The 22,563-nt window shown below is 71.9% G+C and carries 23 protein-coding genes and 1 tRNA gene; 7 read left to right on the top strand and 17 right to left on the bottom strand.

All coding sequences use genetic code 11. The features are described 5' to 3' along the window. Positions 1 to 147: 147 nt before the first annotated feature. The 4 genes from mshC to ASC56_RS19290 all read right to left on the bottom strand — a co-directional run bounded on the left by mshC (position 148) and on the right by ASC56_RS19290 (position 3,685). The gene (gene mshC / locus ASC56_RS19305; RefSeq protein ID WP_055492713.1) at positions 148 to 1,377 is read right to left on the bottom strand and encodes a cysteine--1-D-myo-inosityl 2-amino-2-deoxy-alpha-D-glucopyranoside ligase; all 1,230 of its coding nucleotides are present in this window, start codon (positions 1,375 to 1,377) and stop codon (positions 148 to 150) included. 142 nt (positions 1,378 to 1,519) lie between these two features. Continuing rightward, complete coding sequence (locus ASC56_RS19300; protein ID WP_079102603.1) at positions 1,520 to 2,338, bottom strand: SCO1664 family protein; 819 nt, start codon at positions 2,336 to 2,338, stop codon at positions 1,520 to 1,522. Then, the gene (locus tag ASC56_RS19295) at positions 2,302 to 2,892 is read right to left on the bottom strand and encodes a DUF3090 domain-containing protein (RefSeq protein WP_055492711.1); all 591 of its coding nucleotides are present in this window, start codon (positions 2,890 to 2,892) and stop codon (positions 2,302 to 2,304) included. Before ASC56_RS19295 ends, ASC56_RS19300 begins: the two co-directional genes overlap by 37 nt. Before the next feature lie 109 nt (positions 2,893 to 3,001). Then, the gene (locus ASC56_RS19290) at positions 3,002 to 3,685 is read right to left on the bottom strand and encodes a histidine phosphatase family protein (protein WP_055492710.1); all 684 of its coding nucleotides are present in this window, start codon (positions 3,683 to 3,685) and stop codon (positions 3,002 to 3,004) included. Positions 3,686 to 3,970: 285 nt separating this feature from the next. On the opposite strand from ASC56_RS19290, the gene corA reads away from it, so the two are divergent. Further along, complete coding sequence (corA, locus tag ASC56_RS19285; protein WP_055492709.1) at positions 3,971 to 4,969, top strand: magnesium/cobalt transporter CorA; 999 nt, start codon at positions 3,971 to 3,973, stop codon at positions 4,967 to 4,969. A gap of 42 nt (positions 4,970 to 5,011) precedes the next feature. On the opposite strand, the gene ASC56_RS19280 is transcribed toward corA, so the two are convergent. Both ASC56_RS19280 and ASC56_RS19275 read right to left on the bottom strand, forming a co-directional pair. After that, positions 5,012 to 5,800, bottom strand: coding sequence for a hypothetical protein (locus ASC56_RS19280; RefSeq protein WP_055492708.1), 789 nt, complete (start codon positions 5,798 to 5,800; stop codon positions 5,012 to 5,014). Between the two features lie 214 nt (positions 5,801 to 6,014). Next, positions 6,015 to 7,070: an LLM class F420-dependent oxidoreductase gene (locus tag ASC56_RS19275; protein WP_055492707.1), complete on the bottom strand. Its 1,056-nt coding sequence runs from the start codon at positions 7,068 to 7,070 to the stop codon at positions 6,015 to 6,017. Between the two features lie 241 nt (positions 7,071 to 7,311). On the opposite strand from ASC56_RS19275, the gene ASC56_RS19270 reads away from it, so the two are divergent. Both ASC56_RS19270 and ASC56_RS19265 read left to right on the top strand, forming a co-directional pair. Continuing rightward, positions 7,312 to 8,295, top strand: coding sequence for an aldo/keto reductase (locus ASC56_RS19270; RefSeq protein WP_055492706.1), 984 nt, complete (start codon positions 7,312 to 7,314; stop codon positions 8,293 to 8,295). Beyond that, positions 8,292 to 10,616: a helix-hairpin-helix domain-containing protein gene (locus tag ASC56_RS19265; RefSeq protein WP_055492705.1), complete on the top strand. Its 2,325-nt coding sequence runs from the start codon at positions 8,292 to 8,294 to the stop codon at positions 10,614 to 10,616. Before ASC56_RS19270 ends, ASC56_RS19265 begins: the two co-directional genes overlap by 4 nt. A gap of 135 nt (positions 10,617 to 10,751) precedes the next feature. Here the strand turns inward: ASC56_RS19265 and ASC56_RS19260 are convergent, their stop codons facing one another. Continuing rightward, positions 10,752 to 11,441 carry a hypothetical protein gene (locus ASC56_RS19260; protein ID WP_055492704.1) on the bottom strand — a complete coding sequence of 230 codons (690 nt, stop codon included), beginning with the start codon at positions 11,439 to 11,441 and terminating at the stop codon, positions 10,752 to 10,754. 47 nt (positions 11,442 to 11,488) lie between these two features. On the opposite strand from ASC56_RS19260, the gene ASC56_RS19255 reads away from it, so the two are divergent. Beyond that, positions 11,489 to 11,677 (top strand): DUF5703 family protein, encoded by a 189-nt coding sequence (locus tag ASC56_RS19255; protein WP_005485166.1) that lies wholly within the window; start codon positions 11,489 to 11,491, stop codon positions 11,675 to 11,677. Between the two features lie 115 nt (positions 11,678 to 11,792). On the opposite strand, the gene ASC56_RS19250 is transcribed toward ASC56_RS19255, so the two are convergent. The 3 genes from ASC56_RS19250 to ASC56_RS19240 all read right to left on the bottom strand — a co-directional run bounded on the left by ASC56_RS19250 (position 11,793) and on the right by ASC56_RS19240 (position 14,603). Continuing rightward, positions 11,793 to 12,620 (bottom strand): chaplin, encoded by an 828-nt coding sequence (locus ASC56_RS19250; RefSeq protein WP_055492703.1) that lies wholly within the window; start codon positions 12,618 to 12,620, stop codon positions 11,793 to 11,795. Between the two features lie 169 nt (positions 12,621 to 12,789). Then, positions 12,790 to 13,023 carry a chaplin ChpH gene (chpH, locus tag ASC56_RS19245; protein WP_055492702.1) on the bottom strand — a complete coding sequence of 78 codons (234 nt, stop codon included), beginning with the start codon at positions 13,021 to 13,023 and terminating at the stop codon, positions 12,790 to 12,792. Between the two features lie 254 nt (positions 13,024 to 13,277). Further along, entirely contained in the window at positions 13,278 to 14,603 is a 1,326-nt protein-coding gene (locus ASC56_RS19240) for a M20/M25/M40 family metallo-hydrolase (protein WP_055492701.1), read from the bottom strand. A 187-nt stretch (positions 14,604 to 14,790) separates the two neighbouring features. On the opposite strand from ASC56_RS19240, the gene ASC56_RS19235 reads away from it, so the two are divergent. After that, positions 14,791 to 14,878 (top strand) — tRNA-Leu (locus ASC56_RS19235). Between the two features lie 64 nt (positions 14,879 to 14,942). On the opposite strand, the gene ASC56_RS19230 is transcribed toward ASC56_RS19235, so the two are convergent. The 4 genes from ASC56_RS19230 to ASC56_RS43145 all read right to left on the bottom strand — a co-directional run bounded on the left by ASC56_RS19230 (position 14,943) and on the right by ASC56_RS43145 (position 17,162). Continuing rightward, positions 14,943 to 15,734: an alpha/beta fold hydrolase gene (locus tag ASC56_RS19230; protein WP_055492700.1), complete on the bottom strand. Its 792-nt coding sequence runs from the start codon at positions 15,732 to 15,734 to the stop codon at positions 14,943 to 14,945. Positions 15,735 to 15,871: 137 nt separating this feature from the next. After that, positions 15,872 to 16,285 (bottom strand): DUF6640 family protein, encoded by a 414-nt coding sequence (locus tag ASC56_RS19225; protein WP_055492699.1) that lies wholly within the window; start codon positions 16,283 to 16,285, stop codon positions 15,872 to 15,874. A gap of 185 nt (positions 16,286 to 16,470) precedes the next feature. Beyond that, the gene (locus ASC56_RS19220; RefSeq protein WP_055492698.1) at positions 16,471 to 16,878 is read right to left on the bottom strand and encodes a helix-turn-helix domain-containing protein; all 408 of its coding nucleotides are present in this window, start codon (positions 16,876 to 16,878) and stop codon (positions 16,471 to 16,473) included. Next, complete coding sequence (locus ASC56_RS43145) at positions 16,875 to 17,162, bottom strand: SDR family oxidoreductase (RefSeq protein WP_055492697.1); 288 nt, start codon at positions 17,160 to 17,162, stop codon at positions 16,875 to 16,877. Before ASC56_RS43145 ends, ASC56_RS19220 begins: the two co-directional genes overlap by 4 nt. 132 nt (positions 17,163 to 17,294) lie before the next feature. Between ASC56_RS43145 and polX the strand changes: the two genes are divergently transcribed. Beyond that, the gene (gene polX, locus ASC56_RS19210) at positions 17,295 to 19,022 is read left to right on the top strand and encodes a DNA polymerase/3'-5' exonuclease PolX (protein ID WP_055492696.1); all 1,728 of its coding nucleotides are present in this window, start codon (positions 17,295 to 17,297) and stop codon (positions 19,020 to 19,022) included. A gap of 102 nt (positions 19,023 to 19,124) precedes the next feature. Further along, entirely contained in the window at positions 19,125 to 19,586 is a 462-nt protein-coding gene (locus ASC56_RS19205) for a DUF5709 domain-containing protein (RefSeq protein ID WP_055492695.1), read from the top strand. Positions 19,587 to 19,598: 12 nt separating this feature from the next. Here ASC56_RS19205 and ASC56_RS19200 read toward each other — a convergent pair whose 3' ends face one another. From ASC56_RS19200 to ASC56_RS19190, 3 genes are all read right to left on the bottom strand, one after another. Then, positions 19,599 to 20,729 (bottom strand): CapA family protein, encoded by a 1,131-nt coding sequence (locus ASC56_RS19200; protein WP_055492694.1) that lies wholly within the window; start codon positions 20,727 to 20,729, stop codon positions 19,599 to 19,601. Positions 20,730 to 20,800: 71 nt separating this feature from the next. After that, entirely contained in the window at positions 20,801 to 22,105 is a 1,305-nt protein-coding gene (locus ASC56_RS19195; protein ID WP_055492693.1) for a phosphoribosyltransferase family protein, read from the bottom strand. A gap of 12 nt (positions 22,106 to 22,117) precedes the next feature. Then, entirely contained in the window at positions 22,118 to 22,429 is a 312-nt protein-coding gene (locus ASC56_RS19190; protein ID WP_055492692.1) for a dsRBD fold-containing protein, read from the bottom strand. Positions 22,430 to 22,563 lie beyond the last annotated feature (134 nt).

Genomic DNA, 22,563 nt, shown 5'->3' with positions numbered 1-22,563 from the left:
CGCACGGTGTGTGCCGTACGGGCAGGGGCAGTTGACCGGCGGAGCGGCCAACTGCCGGTGCCCCTGCGGAAGAACACCGCCACCTGAGGGAAGGGCGCTGAGCGGCGCCGGGGCCGGTACGGTCTGCCCGGCGCCGCTCAGCGGTGCTCAGAGGGCCACGCCGAGCAGCGCGTCCACGGCACGCGACACGACACCGGGTGCGCCCGTGTCCGTACCGCCGCTCTCCTGCTGGAGCGCGGCCCAGCGGTCGACCGCGGCGAGCGCGGCCGGTGCGTCCAGATCGTTCGCGAGGGCGTCGCGGATCTCCTCGACGACCGCCTCAGCGGGCGGGCCGTCGGGCCGGGAGACGGCGGAGCGCCAGCGGTCGAGCCGGGCCACGGCGTCCCGGAGGACCTGGTCGGTCCACTCCCAGTCGGACCGGTAGTGGTGCGCGAGCAGCGCGAGCCGGATGGCGGCCGGGTCGACGCCGTCGCGCCGGAGCCGGGACACGAAGACGAGGTTGCCCTTGGACTTGGACATCTTCTCGCCGTCCAGGGCGACCATGCCGGCGTGGACGTACGCCTTGGCCATCGGGTATTCGCCGGTCAGCACCTGCGCGTGCGAGGCACCCATCTCGTGGTGCGGGAAGGCGAGATCGGAGCCGCCGCCCTGCACGTCGAAGCCCATGCCCAGGTGATCGAGGGCGATGGCCACGCACTCGATGTGCCAGCCGGGCCGGCCACGGCCCAGGGAACCCCCGTCCCAGCTGGGCTCGCCCGGGCGGGCGGCCATCCAGAGCATGGGGTCGACCGGGTTCTTCTTGCCCGGGCGGTCCGGGTCGCCACCGCGCTCGGCGGACAGCAGGCGCATCGCGGCGGCGTCCAGATGCGAGACCTGGCCGAAATGCGGGTCTGACTCCACGGAGAAGTAGACGTCACCGTCGAGTTCGTACGCGGCGCCCGCGTCCCGCAGCCGTTCGACCAGCGGGACGATACCGGGTATGGCCTCCACGGCGCCTATGTAGTGCTGCGGGGGCAGCATCCGCAGCGCGGTCATGTCCTCGCGGAAGAGGGCGGTCTCCCGCTCGGCGAGGGCCACCCAGTCGATGTCGTCGCGCTGCGCGCGCTCCAGGAGAGGGTCGTCGACGTCGGTGACGTTCTGGACGTAGTGCACCTGCCGCTTGGTGTCGAGCCACACGCGCTGAACGAGGTCGAACGCGTTGTAGGTCGCCGCATGACCCATGTGGGTCGCGTCGTACGGGGTGATGCCGCAGACGTAGATGCGGGCGACGGGACCGGGGGCGAGGGTGACCAGGCCGCCGGTCGCGGTGTCGTGGATCCTCAGGTCGCGGCCCTGACCAGGCAGGGCGGGGACCTCGGAAGCGGGCCAGGCATGCATGTCATGAGCCTAACCGGCCGCAAGTTCCGTCTTCGAACCGGACCGGGCCGGATGACGAAGAAGGCACTCTTGCGCGATGGCCTCCGGTGTGCAGTGGCGACCGGTGGGCAGACCACCGGCCGCACACATGAACAGGCACCGGTCACACGGGGGGCCACGGAATCGCCGGCCACTCCCCGCTCGGTTCCGGGTGCCTGCCCGACTCAAGGAGCGCGCCGATCCGCTTGCGGGTGGCGTCGACCTCGACGGGGGTGAGCAGGCCGGCCAGCCGCTCGGCCAGAGCCCCGCCCTTCCTCAGGGCCTCCCGCAGGCCCTTGAGCACCTCGACCGCCTCCCCCGTCAGGGGCTCCCCGGCCCACCCCCACAGCAGCGTGCGCAGCTTGTTCTCGGTGTTGAAGGTGACGCCGTGGTCGATGCCGTACAGGCGCCCCTCGTCGGTGGGCAGCAGATGGCCGCCCTTGCGGTCGGCGTTGTTGATGACCGCGTCCAGGACGGCCATCCGCCGCAGCCGCTCGTCGTCGGCGTGCACGAGCAGGGCGGTCCTGCCGCCACCGATGTCGGCGAAGCCGATGGCCTTCCAGCCGTCCTCCGGTTCCTCACCGTCCACGAGGGCGAGCAGTTCACCGTCCGGCTGCTCCTGGATCCACAGCTGGCACATGCCCTGGCCGTACGGGCCGTCGCGCAGCACGGTGGGCGGCACCAGGCCCCAGCCGGTCGCCTCGGACACCTCGTAGGCGGCGACCTCGCGCTGGGCGAGCGTCCCGTCGGGGAAGTCCCACAGGGGCCGTTCACCGGCGATCGGCTTGTAGATGCAGGCGGCTTCCCGCCCGTCGTATCGCACCGTGCAGTACAGCGCCGCGTTGGAGGCGTCGCGGATGCGCCCGCGCACGGTCAGCTCGCCCTCGGCGAGCAGTTCGGCCGTGGTCACGCTCCGCGGCGGTATCCGTTCTGGCGCGGACATACGTGTCCTTCCGGGTCGAGCGGGAGGCTGCACAGCGGGCAGGGGGGCCGCCCCGCGTTGACGACGTCGAGGGCGCGCTTGGCGAAGGCCCGCGCCTGCGCGCCGGTGAGCCGGACCCGGAGCATCGGCGGACCGTTCTCCTCGTCCTGCAGCAGCCGCTCCTCGGCCTCGGCGAGATCCTCCTCGGAATCGGCGTCCAGTTCGACGAGGGCCTGGGCCTCGACGATCATGCGCTGCTCCTCGCCGTCCCAGGCCAGGGCCATGGTGCCGACGCGGAACTCCTCCTCGATCGGGGTTTCCAGTGGAGCCGTGTCGGCGATCTCGGTGGGGGCCACGGCGGGAACGGCGGCGCTGCCGCCACTGCGGCGCACCACCTCGTCGAGAAGCTCGTCCATGCGCTCGGCGAGCGCCGCGACCTGGGTCTTCTCCAGCGCCACGCTGGTCACCCGGGGTCCGGCCGAGGCCTGCAGGAAGAAGGTACGGCGCCCGGGCAGCCCGACCGTACCGGCCACGAAACGGTCCGGGGGGTCGTAGAGGAACACCTGACGGGACACGTCCTGTCTCCATTGGATCGGGATCGGGACCGGCCGTCCGCGCCGGTCCGCTTCGGTTGCTGACAACTACTGCGCTCGTTCGATCGCTTCACCCTACTGCGGCCGACGATCACGGTGCGCCCGCACCGCCCCCGACCGTGGCGTCCGAACCGGAGGGTTCCGCACGCGGCACGAGCGAGGAGAAATCGCCGGTGTCGCCGAGACGAACGAGAAATGGCCGCAGCCGGGTGTAACGGATCGCGGTGATGGAACACGGTTCCACGGAGATCCGCTGGAAGAGGTCGAGATGCAGTCCGAGCGCGTCCGCGACAAGAGACTTGATGATGTCGCCGTGCGAGCACATGAGGTACACGGCGTCGGGGCCGTGGTCGCGCTCCACGCGCGCGTTCCACTCGCGTACCGCCTCCGCGGCCCGGCTGTACATGGACCGCATGGACTCGCCGCCGGGGAACGCGGCCGCCGACGGATGCGCCTGGACGACCTCCATCAACGGCTCGTCCTTCAGCTCGGCGAGCTTGCGGCCGGACCAGTCGCCGTAGTGGCACTCGCCGATCCGTTCGTCGCTGTGCGCGCGCAGTCCGCGGGCGTCGAGCAGCGGCTGGACGGTCTCCAGGCAGCGCTGCAGGGGGCTGGTGACGACCTCGGCGATCGGCAGCTCGGCGAGCCTCGCGGGCAGCGCCGCCGCCTGCGCGGCGCCCCGTTCGTCGAGGGCGACGCCGGGCGTCCAGCCGGCGAGGAGTCCCGCGGTGTTGGCGGTGGAGCGTCCGTGCCGGACGAGGATCAACGTGGGCATGACGCCCAGCCTAAGGGGTCCTTGCACTGTGCCCGCCCGGGTCGCGTGGTCCGGCACCGCACCTCGCCGCGTTGCCGAAAAGCCCTGGTAGCTCCGCTGCAAGGGCTCGTCGGCGCCTTGCGATGCACGGCACCGGACCAGGCGACCTCATCGGGCGCTCATAGTGCAAGGACCCCTGAAGGGACACCCGGCGACCGGGGCGGGGCGAGTGGCTCCCGCCGGGCGTGCGGGACCGGCGAAGATCAACCGGCAGGTGGCCGGACGGCTGACAGGAGAATACGCACCGTGATCATCGACTGTGCCATCTACCGCGACGGACGGCGGACCGAGGGCCCGGAGGATCTCTCCGACGCCCTGGCCGAGGCGCGTGCCTCCTCGGACTCCTTCTTGTGGATCGGCCTGTACGAGCCGACGGAGAAGGAGTTCGATCTGGTCACCGAGGAGTTCGGGCTCCATCCGCTGGCGGTGGAGGACGCGCTGAAGGCACATCAGCGGCCCAAGCTGGAGGTGTACGACGACTCGCTGTTCATGGTGCTCAAGCCGGTGTCGTACGAACCGCACAGCGACACCGTCTCCGCCGGCGAGCTGATGCTCTTCCTCGGCGACTCCTTCGTTGTCACCGTGCGCCACGGCGAGGACATGCCGCTCGGGTCCGTACGCCGTCACCTGGAGGAGCAGCCGGAGATGCTGCGGCACGGGCCGACGGGGGTGCTGTACTCGATCGCGGACTCCATCGTCGACCAGTACCTGGACGTGGCGACCGAGCTGGGGACCGACCTGGAGGAGCTGGAGGCGGAGGTCTTCTCGCCCTCCGGTGGCGGCTCGCGGAACACGGCGTCGCGGATCTACACGTTCAAGCGGCAGATCCTGGAGTTCCGGCGGGCGACGGTCCCGCTGGCGCCGCCGCTGGCCAGGCTGGCGGGGCAGGGGACGCTGGGCACGCCCGTGCCGTTCGTGCAGGAGAAGTCGCGCCCCTTCTTCCGTGACGTCCACGACCATCTGACCCGCGTGAACGAGTCCGTGGAGAGCCTGGACCGGCTGGTCTCCGACATCCTCTCGGCGCATCTGGCACAGATGAGCGTCCAGCAGAACGACGACATGCGGAAGATCTCGGCGTGGGCGGCGATGGCCGCGATCCCCACGATGATCGCCGGGATCTACGGCATGAACTTCGACCACATGCCGGAGCTGCACTGGATGTGGTCGTACCCGGTCGTGATCCTGGCGATGGCGGGACTGGAGGTCCTGCTGTACCGGCTGTTCAAGCGGCGCGGCTGGACGTAGGCGTGGTTCGCCTCCGCCGCCCGCACGCGCGCGTGGGGCGGTTCAGGCGACCTCGGGCGCGGGGGTGGCGGGCCCGCCGAGGGCGTTGCGCCGCCGCGGCATCTCCAGGGTCACCATCCGCCGCCAGCCCACCAGCCGCTCGTAGGCGTACATGGCGTGGATGCCGGCTGCGAGCAGCGCCGACCTGGCTGCCGACCAGCCGAGGATGCGCGCCATACGGGCCATGACCGCGAGGCTGACGTCCCGGTGGATGCGGATCTCGGCCAGCGCGCACTCGCGCAGCGTCGTATGGATGAACCGGGCCTGACCCGCGGCCGCGAAGCGCAGCAGTTCCTCGTGGGTGTAGGCGAGGTGGTTGTCCTCGTCGCGGGAGATCACGAGGACGGCCCTGCCGACGTCCGGGTGGTCGGCGAAGTACTTCCGGAGCATCAGCATCTGTTCGCAGGCGCGCTGTTCGGTGACCCGGCTGTGCGCCAGATACGTGATGACGTCCCGCACCGTGAGCGGCCGGTCGGCCTTGAGCTTCTCGTGCGCGAGACCGATGCCCCGCCGCTCCAGAAGCATCGTGTAGTCGGTCTCGGGAGGGACCGCGACGGGTTCGAGGCCGCGCTTCTTCAGCAGGGCGTTGAAGATCCGTCCGTGCTTGTCCTCGTCCGCTCCGTGGCGGCTGATCTTGGGAGCGAGCTCGCGTTCGCTCGCCGGCACGAGCGCGGCGATCCGACCGTTCTCCCAGCCGCCCTGCGCCTCCCCGCCGGCCGCGATCGAGCAGAACAGGCGGAAGGCCTCGTCGTTGTCGAGGATCTCCTGGAACAGACTCCTGGCCGAAAGCATCGCGCCCACCTCTCTGCGGGATCCCGCAAAGGACGAGTCAAATGCGGTCACGGAGGTGCTGCAACAGCTGCGAGGGACGGCTGCGCCGAACGGAGGACCACCGGGCTTGCGAGGGGGCGTAACCGCGCGGCGCCCGGCGCGTTGTTCCCCGTGACGGCCGTGGCGGGGAAGACCCCCGAGCCCCCACCACGGCCGCGGGGAACCTGGGCTCGTGTTACGCGAGCCCGGCCCGCTCCAGGGCGTCGGATCCGGCCCGGAGCGCGGCGATCCGCTCTTCCAGCGTGAAGCCCGCGGGCGCCAGCGTGAGCGTGGTGACGCCCGCCGCCGCGTAGGCCTTCATCCGGTCGGCGATGCGGTCCACGGAGCCCAGCAGGGTCGTCCGGTCGATCAGCTCGTGCGGGACCGCGGCCGCGGCGCCCTGCTTGTCCCCGGACAGGTACCTGTCCTGGATGTCGGCGGCCGCCTCCTCGTACCCCATGCGCTGGGCGAGCTGGTTGTAGAAGTTCTGCCTGCGGCTGCCCATGCCGCCCACGTACAGGGCGGTGTAGGGGCGGAAGGTGTCGGCGAGCGCGGTCACGTCCTTGTCGTCGCCGAGGGCGAGCGGGAGGGTGGGGCAGACGTCGAAGCCGTCGAGGGTCTTGCCGGCCTTCTCGCGTCCGGCGCGCAGATGCCTGATCGCGGTCTCTTCGAGGTGGTCGGCCGAGGGGAAGATGAGCAGCGCCCCGTCGGCGATCTCGCCCGTCTGCTCCAGGTTCTTCGGGCCGATCGCGGCGATGTAGAGCGGGATGTGCTCGCGCTGGGGGTGCACGGTCAGCTTGATCGGCTTGCCGGGCCCGTCGGGCAGCGGGAGGGTCCAGTGCTCGCCCTCGTAGGACAGCCGCTCGCGCGTCATCGCCTTGCGTACGATCTCCACGTACTCCCGGGTGCGGGCCAGCGGCTTGTCGAACTTGACCCCGTACCAGCCCTCGGAGACCTGCGGACCCGAGACGCCGAGGCCGAGGCGGAAGCGGCCGCCGGAGAGCGAGTCGAGGGTGGCGGCGGTCATCGCGGTCATCGCGGGCTGACGGGCCGGGATCTGGAAGATGGCGGAGCCGACGTCGATGCGTTCGGTCTGGGCGGCGACCCAGGTGAGCACGGTGGCCGCGTCGGAGCCGTAGGCCTCGGCGGCCCAGCACACCGCGTACCCGAGCCGGTCGGCCTCCTGGGCCACGGCGAGGTTGTCCGCGTCCATTCCGGCGCCCCAGTAGCCGAGGTTGATCCCGAGCTGCATGGCCGATTCCCCTTACCGATCAGTAACGTCCCTTGTGGGGGGAGACACTAGCCGACGGGCGTGGCCGCGGGCAGGGGGCCGCCGGGGCGGCACGGGTGTGCCGAGGAGAGGGGCGCCCGGCCGACGCCGGGGTCCGGCACCGCGCCGCCCGGGCCCGCGGCGGGAACTCACGTGCGGGGTGGGGAAATCGGTTGTCCACAGGCCCCCCACGAGGCAAGTTCAGGCCGTAATCTCGGCGTCCATGGAGCAGAGGCATCTCGGCCGTACCGGCCTTCGTGTGTCCCGGATCGGACTCGGCACGCTGACGTGGGGACGCGACACGGACGAGCACGACGCCGCGGACCAGTTGAAGGTGTTCTGGGAGGCGGGCGGCACCCTCGTCGACTCGGCGGATGTGTACGGGGACGGGGAGGCCGAATACCTGCTCGGGCGGCTCATGGACGGGCTGGTGCCGCGCCGTGACCTGGTGATCTCGACCAAGGCGGGAAGCGTGCCCGACCCCGACCGCCGCTTCGACGGTTCGCGCGGCCATCTGCTGGCCGCGCTGGACGCCTCGCTCGCCCGCCTCGGCACGGACCACGTCGACCTGTGGCACGTTCACGCCTTCGACCCCGACACCCCGCTGGAGGAGACCCTGCAGGCGCTCGACCTGGCGGTCAGCAGCGGCCGGGCGCGGTACGCGGGCGTGTCCAACTTCTGCGGCTGGCAGCTCGCGAAGGCGGCGACGTGGCAGCTCGCGGCACCGGGCGTACGCACCCGCATCGCCAGTACGCAGATGGAGTACTCACTGCTGCAGCGCGGCGTGGAGCGCGAGGTGCTGCCGGCGGCGCTGGACCTGGGGGTGGGGCTGCTGCCGTCCTCGCCCCTGGGCCGGGGCGTGCTGACGGGCAAGTACCGCAACGCCACGCCGGCCGACTCGCGCGGGGCGTCGGAGCACATGGCCCCGTTCGTCGCTCCCTACCTCGACGACGCGGCGAGCAGCATCGTCGACGCGGTGCAGACGGCCGCCGACGGGCTCGCCACGACACCGCTGCAGGTGGCGCTGGCCTGGGTCCGCGACCGCCCTGGCGTGGTGGCGCCGATCGTCGGTGCGCGCAACGCATCACAGCTCACGGCGGCATTGTCAGTGGAGGCGCTTAGTCTTCCTGACGAGATCTGTCGGGCGCTGGACGATGTGTCCGCCCCGGTGCACCGCTATCCCGATCACCACTGGAGCACGCTGTGACCACGGACCCGGAGACCACGGAGACGGCATCCCGGCCGGGCGAACCGGCCGACGAGTCCGGGACCCGCAGGGACGCGGCCGGGACCCCGGACGCTGGTCGGGCCGGGGACGGTGGCGGAGCCGCCGGGGAGCCGGGCGCGGCGTCCGTCGAGGGTTCGGGGGACGAGACACCCGGGACCGGGGAGCCCGAGGGGACACCGGCCGACGGCACCGCGCTCGACGACACCTCCGCAGCGCCGGACCCCGAGGACGGAACTGGAGAGGGCGAGGGCACCCCGGCCCAGAGGTCCGAGGCCGAGGCGGAGCTGGCCGCTCAGCAGATCGAGCGGGAGCGGATCGAGCGGCGGAAGGCCGAGAAGCAGGGGCCGATCGAGGCCGGCGGGAAGCTCAGCGGGAAGGCTGCCGACCTGCTCGCGGCCGTGCGGGCCGTGGAGAGCGGTGAGAAGCCGGTGTCGAGCGCCTTCAGCGAGCCGGCGCCCGCGCCGCGCCGGCCCACCCCCGAGCCCGTGCGGCGTCCACTGCCCCCGGCACCTCCGGCGGCCGCGACGGCCCCCGCCGCGGAGGCCGTCGCGGCCGTGCGGGCCGTCCTGGCCGAGGGCGGCGCGCCCGACGGCCTCGCACCCCAGGTCACCACGGCACTCGGCGAGGGTGCCGACGCGCGGCTGCGCGCGGACCCCTGGCAGTTGCTGCGGATCGTCGGGGTGCGGCCCGAGCAGGCCGATGGCTTCGCTCGCGCGCTGCTCGGCGCGGAGTGCCGCCCGGACGACGAGCGACGGGCCCGTGCGGTGACGGTCTGGCTGCTGGAGCAGGCGGCCCTGGCCGGGCACACCGCGCTGGAGGTCCCCGCTCTGGAGGCCGCGCTCGCGCAGCGCTCCGTGCCGGACCCCGGTGCGGCCGTGCAGAGCACGATCGCGGAGGGCGAGGCCCTCGTCTTCCAGGACGCCCTGGAGCCGACGGCACCGGGTGACCACGGCGGCGAGGACGAGGCCGGGGACGAGGAGCGCCCGGTCCGCGTCCTGATCGGCCTGGAGCGGTACGCACTGGCGGAGGAGAGCCTCGCCGACGGACTGGCCCGGCTGATCAACTCCCTGCCGAAGGAGGACGGTCCGGCCGAGGACTGGGAGCGCGCGGCCGGTTCGGCGGGCGGCTCCGCCGCGGAGCTGATCCGCGCGGTCGCGGGCCACGGCCTGGTGCTCCACACCGGCGGGGAGGCATCGCATGCCGAGCCGGCCGCGCTGCTGTCCGCGGCGCGCGGGCTCGGACTGCGTGCCTGGGCCGCCACGCACGGCCCGGCCGGGCGCGACGAGTTCGCCGCGCTGCTCGCCCGGTGCGGTCTGCCGCAGCCCCCCGCGGAGCGGTCACATCCGGCGCTCGCGACGGTGCCGGGCCTGCTGTCCGGCGCCGAGGGGCCCGGCCGGGACGCGGAGGGTGCGCTGGATCTCGATCTGCTCATCGTGCTGGACGCGCCCCAGCTGGATGTCGAGACGGCGGCGCTGCTCGTCGAGGCACTGCCCGACGGCGCCCGCCTGGTGCTGAGCGGCGACCCGGGGGTCCTGTGGTCGGCCGGTCCCGGGCGGGTGTTCGCCGATCTGCTCGCCGCCCGTGCCTGTCCGCAGATCGCGTCACGGACGCCCGACCCCGGTCCGATCGGCGAGCTGGTCTCCGCGATCGGCATCGGTGAGCTTCCGCAGGTCGAGACGCCGGGCAAGGAGGTGGTGATCGTGCCGGTGCGGGACGCCGGGGAGGCGGTGCACCGGACCGTGCAGCTGGTCGCGGACTCCGTGCCGCGCGCGATCGGCATCGCCGCGCAGCAGACCCAGGTGATCACGCCGGGCCATGGCGGCGCGGCGGGCACCCGCGCGCTGAACGCGGCGCTCAAGGAGCGGCTGAACCCCGGCCCCGGCCGCTTCGGGGGATTCGATCCCGGCGACCGGATCGCCTACTCCCCCGCCCCCGGCCGTACGCTGCCGGGCCGCGTCGTGACGGCGGACGCCGAGGGGCTGCACCTGGAGTGTGCGGGCGCCCCCGTCGTCGTACCGAAGGAGCGGGTGGAGCAGTCCGTGCGGCACGGCTGGGCGCTGACCGCGCACCAGGCGGTGGGTCAGCGGTGGCCCGCGGTGGTCGTGGTGCTGCCCGGGGACGCCGCACCGGCCCTCTCCCGGCCCTGGGTGTACACGGCCTTCGGCCGGGCGGTCCGCCATCTGTCCGTCGTGCACGGGGTGGAGCAGGCACTGCCGCGCGCGGTGGCCGAGGTCCCGCCCAAGCCGCGGACGACCCGCCTGCCGCTGCTCCTGGGAACCCAGGTCCCGCCCACCGGCTGAGGGCTCCGAACAGAATGGGTGTCCGATCAGCTCGCGGCGTCTGGTGCGTGCGATCGCAAGGCGCCGGAAGGTCCTCGTAGCAGAGGTACCAGGACCTTCCGGCTCTAGACGGATCTCCCAGGCTTCAGAAGGGCCCTAGCGGTCCGCGTCCAGTGGCTCCAGGTCCTCGTCCTCGTCCAGCTCCGGATCGGGCCCGAGGTCCTCCTCCAGGTCTTCGTCCGACTGGTCGTCGAAGACCGCGCTGACGTCGAAGCGGCAGACGACGCGCTGCGGATCCACCTGTTCGAACGGAGCCTCCAGCCATTCGCCCGGCTCCGCCGGTTCGTCCGTGGCCGTCACCCATAGCGTGGAGTCACCCTCCTCCAGGCCGAACTCCTTGTGCCGGGAGGCGATCTCGTCCGGTTCGAACTCTCCGAAGAGGACACCGAGCGCGCCGTGGACCGTACCGGCCGACGACTCCAGGACGGCCTCCTCGTCCGCGGCCTCCACGCGCTGCGCCTGCGCCAGCAGCCGCTGCGGCTCCACCACCGCGTAGTCCCGGCGGATCAGCACGCTCAGCGCGTTCGGTTCCTCGGGGCCCGTGTACGGCGGCAGCGCCTCCTCCGCACCGGGGATCTCGAAGGGTGTGACCTCGTCGTAGCGGTCGTAGAGCAGCTCGTCGTACTCCTCGGCCGCGGCGGCCAGCTCGTTGAACGCCTCGTAGACGGCCGGGTCGTCCTCACCCGTCCTGCGCTCGACCGCGGCCAGGTGGCGGTCGAGTGCGGTCTTGACCGCCTCGGCGGCGGCGCGTACCTCGGCAGCGGTGGGCTGCGCAGCATCAGACATAGTGCAGACGCTATCCGTACCGGGCCCCAGCCCGCACAATAGATGCGATGCCGGAATACGAATTTGTCGACGTGTACGTGCCTCGCGGGGTCTCCCGCAAGGACGCCACACGTCTGCTGACGGACCATGCCGAGTACGGACACTGGGAGTTGGACCGCCTGAGTCTGCTGCGCGACGGCAGCCGCAGGGTGCGGTTGCGCCGGCGGATCATTCGCCAGGTGCGCGCCACCTGGTGAGCGCGGATGACGGAATCGGGTCGGGCCCCGCCGGTGCGGGGCCCGACCCGTTGTGCGGGCGTCACGCTCCGTGTGACAACGGCCTGGAGCGCGCTCACACGATGGTCCGAAGCGGTTACGCGCCCGCGCGCGCCCTCCGGTAGAGGAGCGCTCCGCCGAGCAGTGCGCCCGCGCCGACCGGCATCAGCACACCGAGCGGCAGCTCGCTCCCGGTGTGGGCGAGCTGCGCGGCGCCCACACGCTGGGTGACGGACTGCGCACCCAAGTGACCGGCGTGGTTGGTGGTGCCACCGCCGCCCGGCTGCCGCGGAGTGCCGGGGTGCCCCGGGTGAGCGGGATGTCCCGGCTGGTGGGGCGTGCCGGGAGGCGTGCCATGGCCGCCACCCGGGGGGGTGCTATGGCCACCGCCGGGGGGCGTCCCATGACCGCCGCCCGGAGGGGGCGTGCCGTGGCCGCCGCCGGGCGGGGGCGTGCCGTGGCCGCCGCCGGGCGGGGTCGTCGAGTGGCCGCCGCCGGGGGCGTTGGCACAGTCGTTGCCGGCGGCCGCGTTGCCGAGGCCGATTACGTTGACGGAGTTGCCGCAGACGTTGACCGGCACGTCCACCGGCACCTGCACGGTGTTGCCGGAGCCGACACCGTGCGAGCCACTGGTGTGTCCGCTCGCGTGGGAGCCGCCGCCTCCACCCCCGGCGTGGCTACCGCCCGTGTTGGCGCATGTGTTGCCCGCTGCCGGGTTGAGCAGCCCGATTACGTTCACGGTGTTGCCGCAGACGTTCACCGGGGCGTGCACGGGCACCTGCAGCGTGTTGCCCGACAGCACGCCGGGCGAGCCGGCGGCCGATCCGTGCGCACCCGAGTCGGCGTGCGCGTAGCCGCCGGTGACGGCGAGGACGCCGGTCGCGGCCGCCACGGTCATCAGGCCCTTGCGGGTGACCTGTCGCATTGCTGATTCCTGCCTTCGACCTTGTCGTGGACCTTCTGGAACGCGTCCGCGCGCTCGGGGCGCGGACGCGGAGAGGAACCGATCGGCCCCGGAGCACATGGCACGCACTCCGGGGCCGACGGACTCAGACCCTCGTGGGGTGAGGCCCCTCACGGGGTGAGGCACAACATCACTTGTTGATGCAGGTGTTGCCGAAGGCGGGGTTCAGCAGCCCGATCACCGAGATCGTGTTGCCGCAGACGTTCACCGGCACGTGCACCGGAGCCTGGATGACATTGCCGGAGACAATGCCCGGGGAGTGCACGGCGGCACCCTGGGCACCGGAGTCGGCCACGGCCAGACCCGCGCCGGCCAGAACCAGACCACCGGTGGCAGCCGCAGCAGCGACGACCTTCTTGATCATTATTCCTCCTTGTTGGCAAAGCGATCCAAGCCTCGGACCGCACCACGTGTAACGAGGAGGGAGTAATGGAGCTACGAGCTTATGGTCGCATTCACTCGTCCTGATCGGCCCCCGTACGTGCTGACGATTAGTGGAGTGTCGTTTCAGCACCCAAATCAGGACGGACCGACGGTAGTTGGGGACCGTCGGCCGACACTCAGGACGCGTCGCAGGCACGAGGGACGCGTCATGGCACTCAGGACGCGTCACGGCACTCAGGACGCGTCGATGAACCGGTCGAGGACGCGTACGCCGAACTTGAGCCCGTCCACCGGCACCCGCTCGTCGACGCCGTGGAACATGCCCGCGAAGTCCAGCTCCGGCGGCAGCTTCAGCGGCGCGAAGCCGAAGCCCCGGATGCCCAGGTCGTCGAAGGACTTGGCGTCCGTCCCGCCGGAGAGCATGTACGGGATCGCCTTCGCGGCCGGGTCCTCGGCCTGCAGCGCGGACTGCATCGCCTCCACGAGCGCCCCGTCGAAGGTCGTCTCGACGGCCTTGTCGGCGTGCACGTCCTCACGCCGCACATGGGGCCCGAGGATCCGGTCGAGGTCGGCGAGGAACTCCTCCTCGAAGCCGGGCAGGAAACGCCCGTCGACGTGCGCGGTGGCCTCCGAGGGAATGACGTTCACCTTGTAACCGGCGTTCAGCTGCGTGGGGTTGGCCGTGTTGCTCAGGGTCGCGCCGATGAGCTTGGCGATCCCCCCGAGCTTGGCCAGGGTCGCCTCCATGTCCTCCGGGTCCAGCTCGGCGCCGAGCGCGTCCCCGAGTTCGTCGAGGAAGGCCCGCGTGGTCTTGGTGACCCGCACCGGGAACCTGTGCCGCCCGAGCCGCGCGACGGCCTCGGACAGCTCGGTGATCGCGTTGTCCCGGTGGATCATCGAACCGTGCCCCGCCGTGCCGGCCACGGTCAGCTTCATCCAGTGCATGCCCTTCTCGGCCGTCTGGATCAGATAGAGCCGCCGCTGCTCGTTCACCGTGAACGAGAACCCGCCCACCTCGCTGATCGCCTCGGTGACGCCCTCGAAGAGGCCCGGGTGGTTGTCCACGAGGTACCGGGCGCCGTACGTCCCGCCGGCCTCCTCGTCGGCGAGGAAGGCGAGGACGATGTCGCGCGGCGGCCTGCGCCCGCTGCGCAGCCGGTCACGCACGACGGCCAGCGTCATGGCGTCCATGTCCTTCATGTCGACCGCGCCACGCCCCCACACGCATCCGTCGGCGACCTCGCCGGAGAACGGGTGGTGCGTCCAGTCGTCCGCGTTGGCCGGTACGACGTCGGTGTGCCCGTGGATCAGCAGCGCGGGCCGCGAGGGGTCCTCGCCCTCGATGCGGGCCACCGTGGAGGCACGCCCCTTGTGCGACTCGAAGATCTGCGGTTCGAGCCCCACCTCGGCCAGCTTCTCGGCGACGTACTCGGCGGCCCTGCGCTCCCCGGGCCCGGAGTGGTCGCCGTAGTTGCTGGTGTCGATCTGGATCAGCTCGCGACAGAGGTCCACGACCTCGTCCTCGCCGGTGACGTCATCGGCCGTGCCCGTCTCGATCACGCTGCTTCCTCCCGCTGTCACTGCTGGTGGTTCCCCTCATCCTCTCTCCGACCCCCGGCGCACCCCAAGGCAGCTCCCGGCCCGTCACACACCGTTCACGCCGGAACGGGGTGTGATCGAACGCCCCCGAAAGCCTGGTAATGTTTCGTCCGTCGCCGCGGGGGGAGCCCCGCACGGCAGACACCTGGTCCGGGTGGCGGAATGGCAGACGCGCTAGCTTGAGGTGCTAGTGCCCTTTATCGGGCGTGGGGGTTCAAGTCCCCCCTCGGACACCAGCACCAGCTGAGACCCCAGTTCACCTGGGGTTTTCTGCTTTTCTGGGCAGTGGCGTGACCAAGATCAGCCGTGGTGAGGCAGACCGGCCCAGAACCGTGTCATCGCCTCGACCGCGGGGCGCGGATCCGTCTCCGGCCACCAGTGCACCACCCCCTCGAGGAGGGCGATGTCCGCGCCGGCCCGTTGCGCCGACCACTGATGCATGGCCAGTGTCCCGTTGGGGTCGGCAGTAGGGACCAGGGCAAGCCCAGGCCGCTGACGGGCCCGCGCGAGACCTCTTCCGACCTCGGCCATCACCGGTTGGGCGGCCGAGCGCAGCAGGGACAGCACAGCCCGGCCGAGCTCTTCGTCAAAGCCGGCGGCGAGGCGCTCGGCGACGGGTCCGCTGATGCCCATGCCTTTCACGACGGCCATCCTCTGTTCGAAGGTGCCGCCGAAGAGCTCCGCCACCGAGGTTTCACCGGCCCCCTCCTGCTGCCACACCTGCGCCAACGGGTGCCAGACGTAGTCCGGGGCGAACAGCTGCATCGTGTCCGAGACCCAGCTGCGGATCAGGTCGGGACGGTGCATGGCCACCTGCACCACGTGCGCGCCGCCCCAGTCATGTCCCACGAGGTCCACTGGGCGTCCGAACGCCTCCAACCGTGACACCAGCCATTCGCGATAGCCGGCCACGGTGGCCTCGAAGCCACTGGGCAGGGGCATCCCGAACCCCGGCGGGGACAGTGTGAACACATCGTCACGGTCCAGCACCTTGAGTACCGGCCCCCACACCGCGGCGTTCTCCGGGTTGCCGTGAACGAGGACGAGCGGCGGCCGTGCCGCGCTGTCGCCGTCCCCGATGTCGTTTGCCATGTCGTCCTTTCGATCTGTCACATCGCCTGTGGGTCCCTGGGGCCCTGCGCTGCTACGAGGACCTCGGCAAGCCGGCGGCCACGTCTGTGCGGCTCCGTAGCCGCCGCGTAAGCACGCGTGGTGGCCGGCGAAGCGGGTCAACCGAGCCGTCGCCGTTCCAGGAGATAGCCGAGCGCCACGAGGGCAAGCGAGGGCAAAGCGAACTTGGCCTGCGGGAACCTGGCGGTGCCGGGCGGGTCCACGGCTTTGGACCCGGGGTGGAACAGCGCGGAGATGTTGGTGACCCAGTACAAGGCCGCGCTGATGGCGGCGGCGTCGAGTGCCTCGCGTGTGTCGCCGGAGCCTTTCCACAGGTGCCACAGGCTCGCGCCGCCGAGCGCGCCGCCCATGCTCATCGTCTGCGCGTTGTGGAACTTGGCATGCGGCGGCCACGCCGGGTTGTGGATGTGGGTCTCGTCCCAGTCGAACTTGTATGGCCCTACGGCCGTTTCGACCGCCACCAGTGAGATCAGGACCTTCCCGATCCCCAACCGGCCCTGGCTCCTGGGCATGACGCTTCCCCCCCTCACTGCCCGGGGCGCACCCTGGGCCGTCCCACCGGGCAGTCCGATGCGTCCGCCGGGGCCTCCTGCGAACGCGTAGCCGACGTTACGTCGGCTCGCGCTCGGGTTCCTAGGCGAAACCGTCGACGCTCAGGCGCGGCACGGCCGCGATCCGGCGGTGCCGTGGGGACGGGTCACGACGGCCGCGGGCGGCCGGAGCCGTCGTAGTGCTGCTGAGCGCTGCGCACGAGCGGCATGTTGTCGTTGGACCACTCGACCAGCAACCGGAATATGGGGCTGAGGGACATGCCGAGGTCAGTGATCTCGTAGTCGACACGGGGCGGGACCTGCGGATGGTGAGTCCGGGTGAGCAGGCCATCGCGTTCCAACTGGCGAAGGCGCTCGGTGAGTGTTTTCGCGGTGACCGTGCCGAGACGCTCGCGCAGTTCGTTGAAGCGCATCGGTCCCTCGTGCTGGAGCAGCCAAAGGATCGGTGTCGTCCAGCGGCTGAACACGATGTCGATGAGCGGCGACACCGGGCAGGGGTCGGGGGGCTGCTGACGGCTGGGCCCGGTGACGGTTGCGGTGCGGGCTGATGTCATCCCACCGACAGTATCTTCCAAGGGGTCTCGGTGCCGTCAACTCGCTTGGTCATCACGTGCTTTGGCGGGAAGTGGTGGTGCTGCCGAAGAGCCTGTCGGCGAAGTCGACGCCCGAGCAGCGGGCCGAGGTGCGGCGGAGACTGGCCGGGCGTGGTCTGTCGCACAACGGATTCGACGGCGCCGGCGGCCTTGACGCGGTGGCCGACGGCTGTCAGCTGCGCGGCGGTGCGGCTGCCGGTAGTGCCGGTGGCGCCGATGACCGGAGTGGTGCCGGTGGTGGTCATCGGCCGCTCCCGGCGAAGTCGGTGCCGGGTTCGAGGACGGCGCCCAGACCAGCCGACCTCCACGAATCCCTTCAGCGGACGGTGGTGCCCGCCGACCGGCACCGCCCGCTCTTCGTGCCTAGACTCGGAGGTGTGGCCCGGCCCAACGAAGAGGTCGAGGCGCTCCTTCAGGAGTACGCGGACCTCATCGCGATCACGGGAGGCGACGCGTTCAAGGTGCGCGCCTACGAGAAGGCCGCGCGTGCGATCGGCGGCCATCCCGCCGACATCTCCCGGCTGGACGCCGAGGGGCTGCGGGAGATCCCGAACGTGGGGAAGTCGATCGCCGACAAGGTGATCGAGTATCTGCGCACCGGCTCCGTCACGGCGGTCGAGGAACGCCGGGCGAAGATCCCCGCCGGAGTGCGGGAGCTGATCACCATTCCGACGCTCGGCCCCAAGAAGGCGATGCGGCTCTACGAGGACCTGCACATCTCGTCGGTCAACGAACTCGCCGCCGCCATCGAGGCGGACGCGCTGCACGATCTGAAGGGCTTCGGCGAGAAGACGCAGGAGAACATCCTGCACGGCATCGCCCTGATGCAGCAGGCGGGCGGCCGCATCCCGCTGCATCTGGCCCTCGAGACCGCCGAGGAGATCGTCGCCGAGCTGTCCCAGGTGACCGGCTGCAAGCGCTGCACCTACGCCGGCTCCCTGCGTCGTATGAAGGAGACCGTCGGCGACATCGACGTCCTCGTCGCGGCGAAGCGGTCTGCCCCCTTCATGGAGGCGCTGGAGGCGCTGCCGTCCACCGCCGAGGTGATCGCCCACGGCCCGAAGAAGACGTCCATCCGCACCACCAGGGGCGTCCAGGTCGATCTGCGGGTACTGCCGCAGGATTCATGGGGCGCCGGGCTGCAGTACTTCACCGGTTCCAAGGCGCACAACATCCGCACCCGGACCATCGCCGTCCGCCAGGGACTGAAGCTGTCCGAGTACGGCCTGTTCGACGCGGACAGCGGGGAGTCGGTCGCCTCCCGCACCGAGGAGGAGGTGTACGCCCGGCTGGGCCTGCCGTGGATCCCGCCGACGCTGCGGGAGGACCGGGGGGAGATCGAGGCCGCCCTGCGCGGCGAGCTTCCCGACGTGGTGACCGAGCGCAGCATCCGCGGCGACCTGCACACGCACACGGACCTGACCGACGGGCTCGCGCCGTTGGAGACGATGGTGGCGACCGCCGCCGAACGCGGCTACGCGTACTACGCGGTCACCGACCACGCGCCCAACCTGTACATGCAGCGCATGACCGACGAGAAGATCCTCGCCCAGCGGGAGCAGCTGAGGGCGCTGGACGGCGCGCACCAGGGTATGCGGCTGCTGCACGGTACCGAGCTCAACATCGGCCCCGAGGGGGAGGTGGACTGGCCCGATGAGTTCCTCGCCGGCTTCGACATCTGCGTGGCCTCCCTGCACTCCCACTTCGACCTGGACCGGAAGGCGATGACCAGGCGGCTCGTGCGAGCCTGCGAGAACCCGTACGTCAACGTCATCGGCCATCCGACCACCCGCCTGATCGGCAAACGCCAGGGGGTGGACGCCGACTGGGACGAGGTGTTCGCCGTCTGCGCCCGCACCGGAACCGCGCTGGAGATCAACGCCCAGCCGGACCGGCTCGATCTGCGCGACGAGGACATCCTGCGCGCCAGGGAGCACGGGGCGAAGTTCGCCGTGAACACCGACGCGCACTCGGTCCTCCACCTCGACCAGCTGCGCTACGGCGTCGGCACCGCGCAACGCGGCTGGCTCACCCCGGACGACGTCATCAACGCCTGGCCCCTGCGCCGCCTGCGCCGGTTCCTCTCCAAGGGCAGGGCAGCGTGAGGCGGCTCGCGTTTGCCGCGCGAAGGACCGGAGACCCGGCGGGTGTCGTGGGTACGTCTGGGACCGAATACGTGAGGCGGTGCGCAAGTGACCGAGAGCAGCATGGGTGACGAGGTCTACCAGCCCCAGGGCGATGAAGAGGTGCTGGAGGACGCCGGTCCGCTCGAATCCCAGGACACCCTGGAGGATCGCGGTGCCGAGCCCTCGGAGGAGGGTTACTCGCCGCCCGAGAAGCCGTTGGCCGTGGACGAACGGGGCACCACCGCGGCCGAGCAGCGCGCGGGCGAGACGCTCGACGAGCGGCTGGCCCGGGAGGTACCGGAGGAGCCGGGTCCGGGGGGTGACGGGATCGGGGACATGGTCGACGCCGAGGGTGAACCGAGGGACGAGGAGGTCGGCGGCCGGGAGGCCGGCCGGCTGGTCGCCCCCGACGAGGGCGCTCACGCCGACACCGACGCGGGACTCCTCGCGAGCGATGTGGGAATCGACAGCGGTGCCCGGACGGCCGAGGAGGCGGCCGTGCACGTCGTTCCCGAGAACGACGAGGAGGCTGCACAGCGGTGATGCGCCGTCGGGTCAGGTGTGCTGCCCCTGGCGCAGGGCCCGGACCGAGAGCGTGCCGTCGGGCTCCTGGACGACGCGGGTGGCGAAGTCCCGGCTGACCCTGTCGAGCGCGTCGCGCAGCCACCCGGCGTCCTCGGCCGACGCGTGCTCCAGCCGCATCCTGCGGGCCTGCAGGGGGACGATCCGGACGCCGGCCAGCCGGCCGGTCTCCCGCTCGACCGAGACCAGGTACAGCGGCCGCAGGTCGTCCCGGTACCGCTCGTAACCGCCGATGCCCTCGTAGTCGTCCACGAGGTCACCGCAGCCGTACAGGATGAGTTTGCCCTGGTACGCCTCCAGGGGACGCGGGTGGTGCGAGGAGTGGCCGTGCACGATGTCCGCGCCCGCGTCGACGAGTGCGCGGGCGAAGCGGACCTCGGCGCGGGAGACGCCGTAACCCCAGTTGGAGCCCCAGTGGACCGAGACGACGGCGATGTCGCCCGGGCGCTTCACCTGGCGCAAGCGGTCGGCGAGAGCCGCCGCGGCGGCCACGGACGGCTCCGGGACGTAGTCGACGCCGGACCGCTCCTCGGTGGCGGCCCAGTCCTCGGGAATGCCGCTGGACGGCATTCCGCAGGAGAACACCAGTACCCGTCCGCCCGCGCCCACGGGGACGATCGCCGCCCGCCTCGCCGCGACCGCGTCCCGGCCCGCCCCGGCCGTCCGCAGCCCCGCCGCGACCAGGGAGTCGAGCGTCTCGTCGAGGCCCCGCCGGCCGAAGTCGAGCACGTGGTTGTTGGCCAGCACGCAGACGTCCGGGCGAACCGCGGCCAGGCACGGCAGGTTGGCCGGGTTCATCCGGTAGTGGACGCCCTTGCCGGGTGCGAAGTGCCCCTGCCGGGTGACGGCGGTCTCCAGATTGATCACCCGCACGTCGGGCGAGGCCTCGTCCAGGACCGGCAGCGCCTCGCCCCAGGGCCAGCGGAAGTCGACCGGCCGGGGGATCGGCCCGTTCGCGGCCTCGGCCAGGCCGACATAGGCCCGGGCGTCGTGGACGTACGTCTCGCGCAGCGCCGGGTCACCCGGGTGCGGAAGGATCTGGTCGACGCCCCGGCCGAGCATGACGTCACCGCCGAGGAACAGGGTGACCACGCCGTGGTGCACCCTCCCAAGCTAAGGCGGAAGCGGGGTGCGGGGGAAGGATCTTCGCACGGCGGCTGCGCGGCTTCCCGCCGCTACACGTGGGCGGGGGCCATGTGGTCGGTGAACCAGTCGCGGGCCAGTTCGGTCACCGCCTCCAGTGCGCCGGGCTCCTCGAACAGGTGCGTGGCGCCGGGGACGATCGCGAGCCGGTTCTCGCAGCGCAGCCGGGCCTGCGCCTGCCGGTTGAGGTCGAGTACGACCGGGTCGGCGCTCCCGGCGATGAGCAGTGTGGGGGCGGTCACCGCGGGCAGCCGCGGCCCGGCCGGATCGGGCCTGTCGCCGCACGAGACGACCGCTGCGATGCGGGCCTCCGGTTCCGCGGCGGCCCACAGGGCGGCGGCCGCGCCGGTGCCGGCTCCGTGGTAACCGATCGGCACTCCCTCGGCCGCGGGATGTCGACGCAGCCGGCGGGTGGCGTCGGTGAGCCGTCCGGCCAGCAGACCCGCGTCGAGCACGGTGGCCCGGTCCCGCTCCTCCTCCTCGGTGAGCAGGTCGAGCAGCAGCGTGCCGAGCCCGGCCCGGTGCAGCGCGTCGGCCATGAACCGGTTGCGCGGGCTGTGGCGGCCGCTGCCGCCGCCGTGCGCGATGACCACGATCCCGGCCGCGCCCTCGGGCACGGTCAGCCGTCCACCCAGCCGCACGCCACCGGCCAGGATCTCCACCTCTGGGTCCGGGGTCCCGGTGGCGGCGGATCCGTGGGGACGGTTCGCCGCACGTCGCAGACAGGCGGCGACCTCCTCGTCGTCGACCTCCGAGAAGTCGGCGTAGAACTGGCCCACCGCGTAGAAGTCCCGCGGCGTGTCCAGGCTGACCAGGTCGTCGGCCTCGTCGCCCAGCCGCTCGGTCCAGTCCCAGGGCGCGACGGGGACCGCCAGCACGATCCGGTCCGCTCCCCGGACCCGCGCGATCCGGCAGGCCGCCCGCGCGGTCGACCCGGTGGCCACCCCGTCGTCGACCACCACCACGGTCCGCCCCGCGACGGCGACCGGCTCCCGCTCACCCCGGTAGCGCCGGCCCCTTCGCTCCAGAACCTCGCGCTCGCGTTCCTCGACCTGGGCCAGTTCCTCCTCCGTGACCCGGGCCCGGCGCACCACCTCGTCGTTGATCACCCGTACGCCGTCCTCGCCGAGCGCCCCCATGCCCAGTTCCGGCTGGAAGGGCACGCCCAGTTTGCGGACCAGGCAGACGTCCAGCGGCGCGTCGAGCGCGTCGGCGACCTCCGCGGCGACCGGAACCCCTCCCCTGGGCAGGCCCAGCACCACGACGTCCTCGCCCCCGAGGTGGCGCAGGCGTGCGCCCAACTGCCGTCCCGCTTCGAGACGATCCGTGAAGACCACGATGGGGCCTCCTCACTCCTGAGGTGACCAGAGGGCGACGGGCGCGGGCTCTTCCGAGGCCCCGGCCGCCGCGATGTCATCGGCGGCGCTGCGGAGCAGCTCCCGGCCCAGTGAGATCAGCGCGCGTCCGGCGGCGAGTTCGTCGCCGATCTCCGGCACCGCCACGTCGTACGGGCTGCGGTGGGCCTCCGCACAGCTCTCCAGCACGTTGTCGCCGGTGTCCAGGACCACCCGGGCCGTGGTGGCCGGGTCGTGTTCGGACAGATACAGGTTCAGCCTCCACTCCTTGCCGGACGGAGGCCGGTCGCCGACGGCTCGAGTCATCTTCGGTTCCTCCTGACGCCAGCGCGAGGCCACGGGACACGGGCGTGCGCGGCCCCTGGCCGCGGTGGCTCCGGTCCCTTCCACTGTGACTCCGATGGGCGCGTGCCGCACGGCGCCAACGGCCCCGGGGCGCG

It is taken from the genome of Streptomyces sp. TP-A0356 (assembly GCF_001417775.1).
GTDB lineage: Bacteria > Actinomycetota > Actinomycetes > Streptomycetales > Streptomycetaceae > Streptomyces.
Note: the sequence above shows the minus strand (reverse complement) of the source record. Positions and strands in the feature narration are given on the sequence as shown.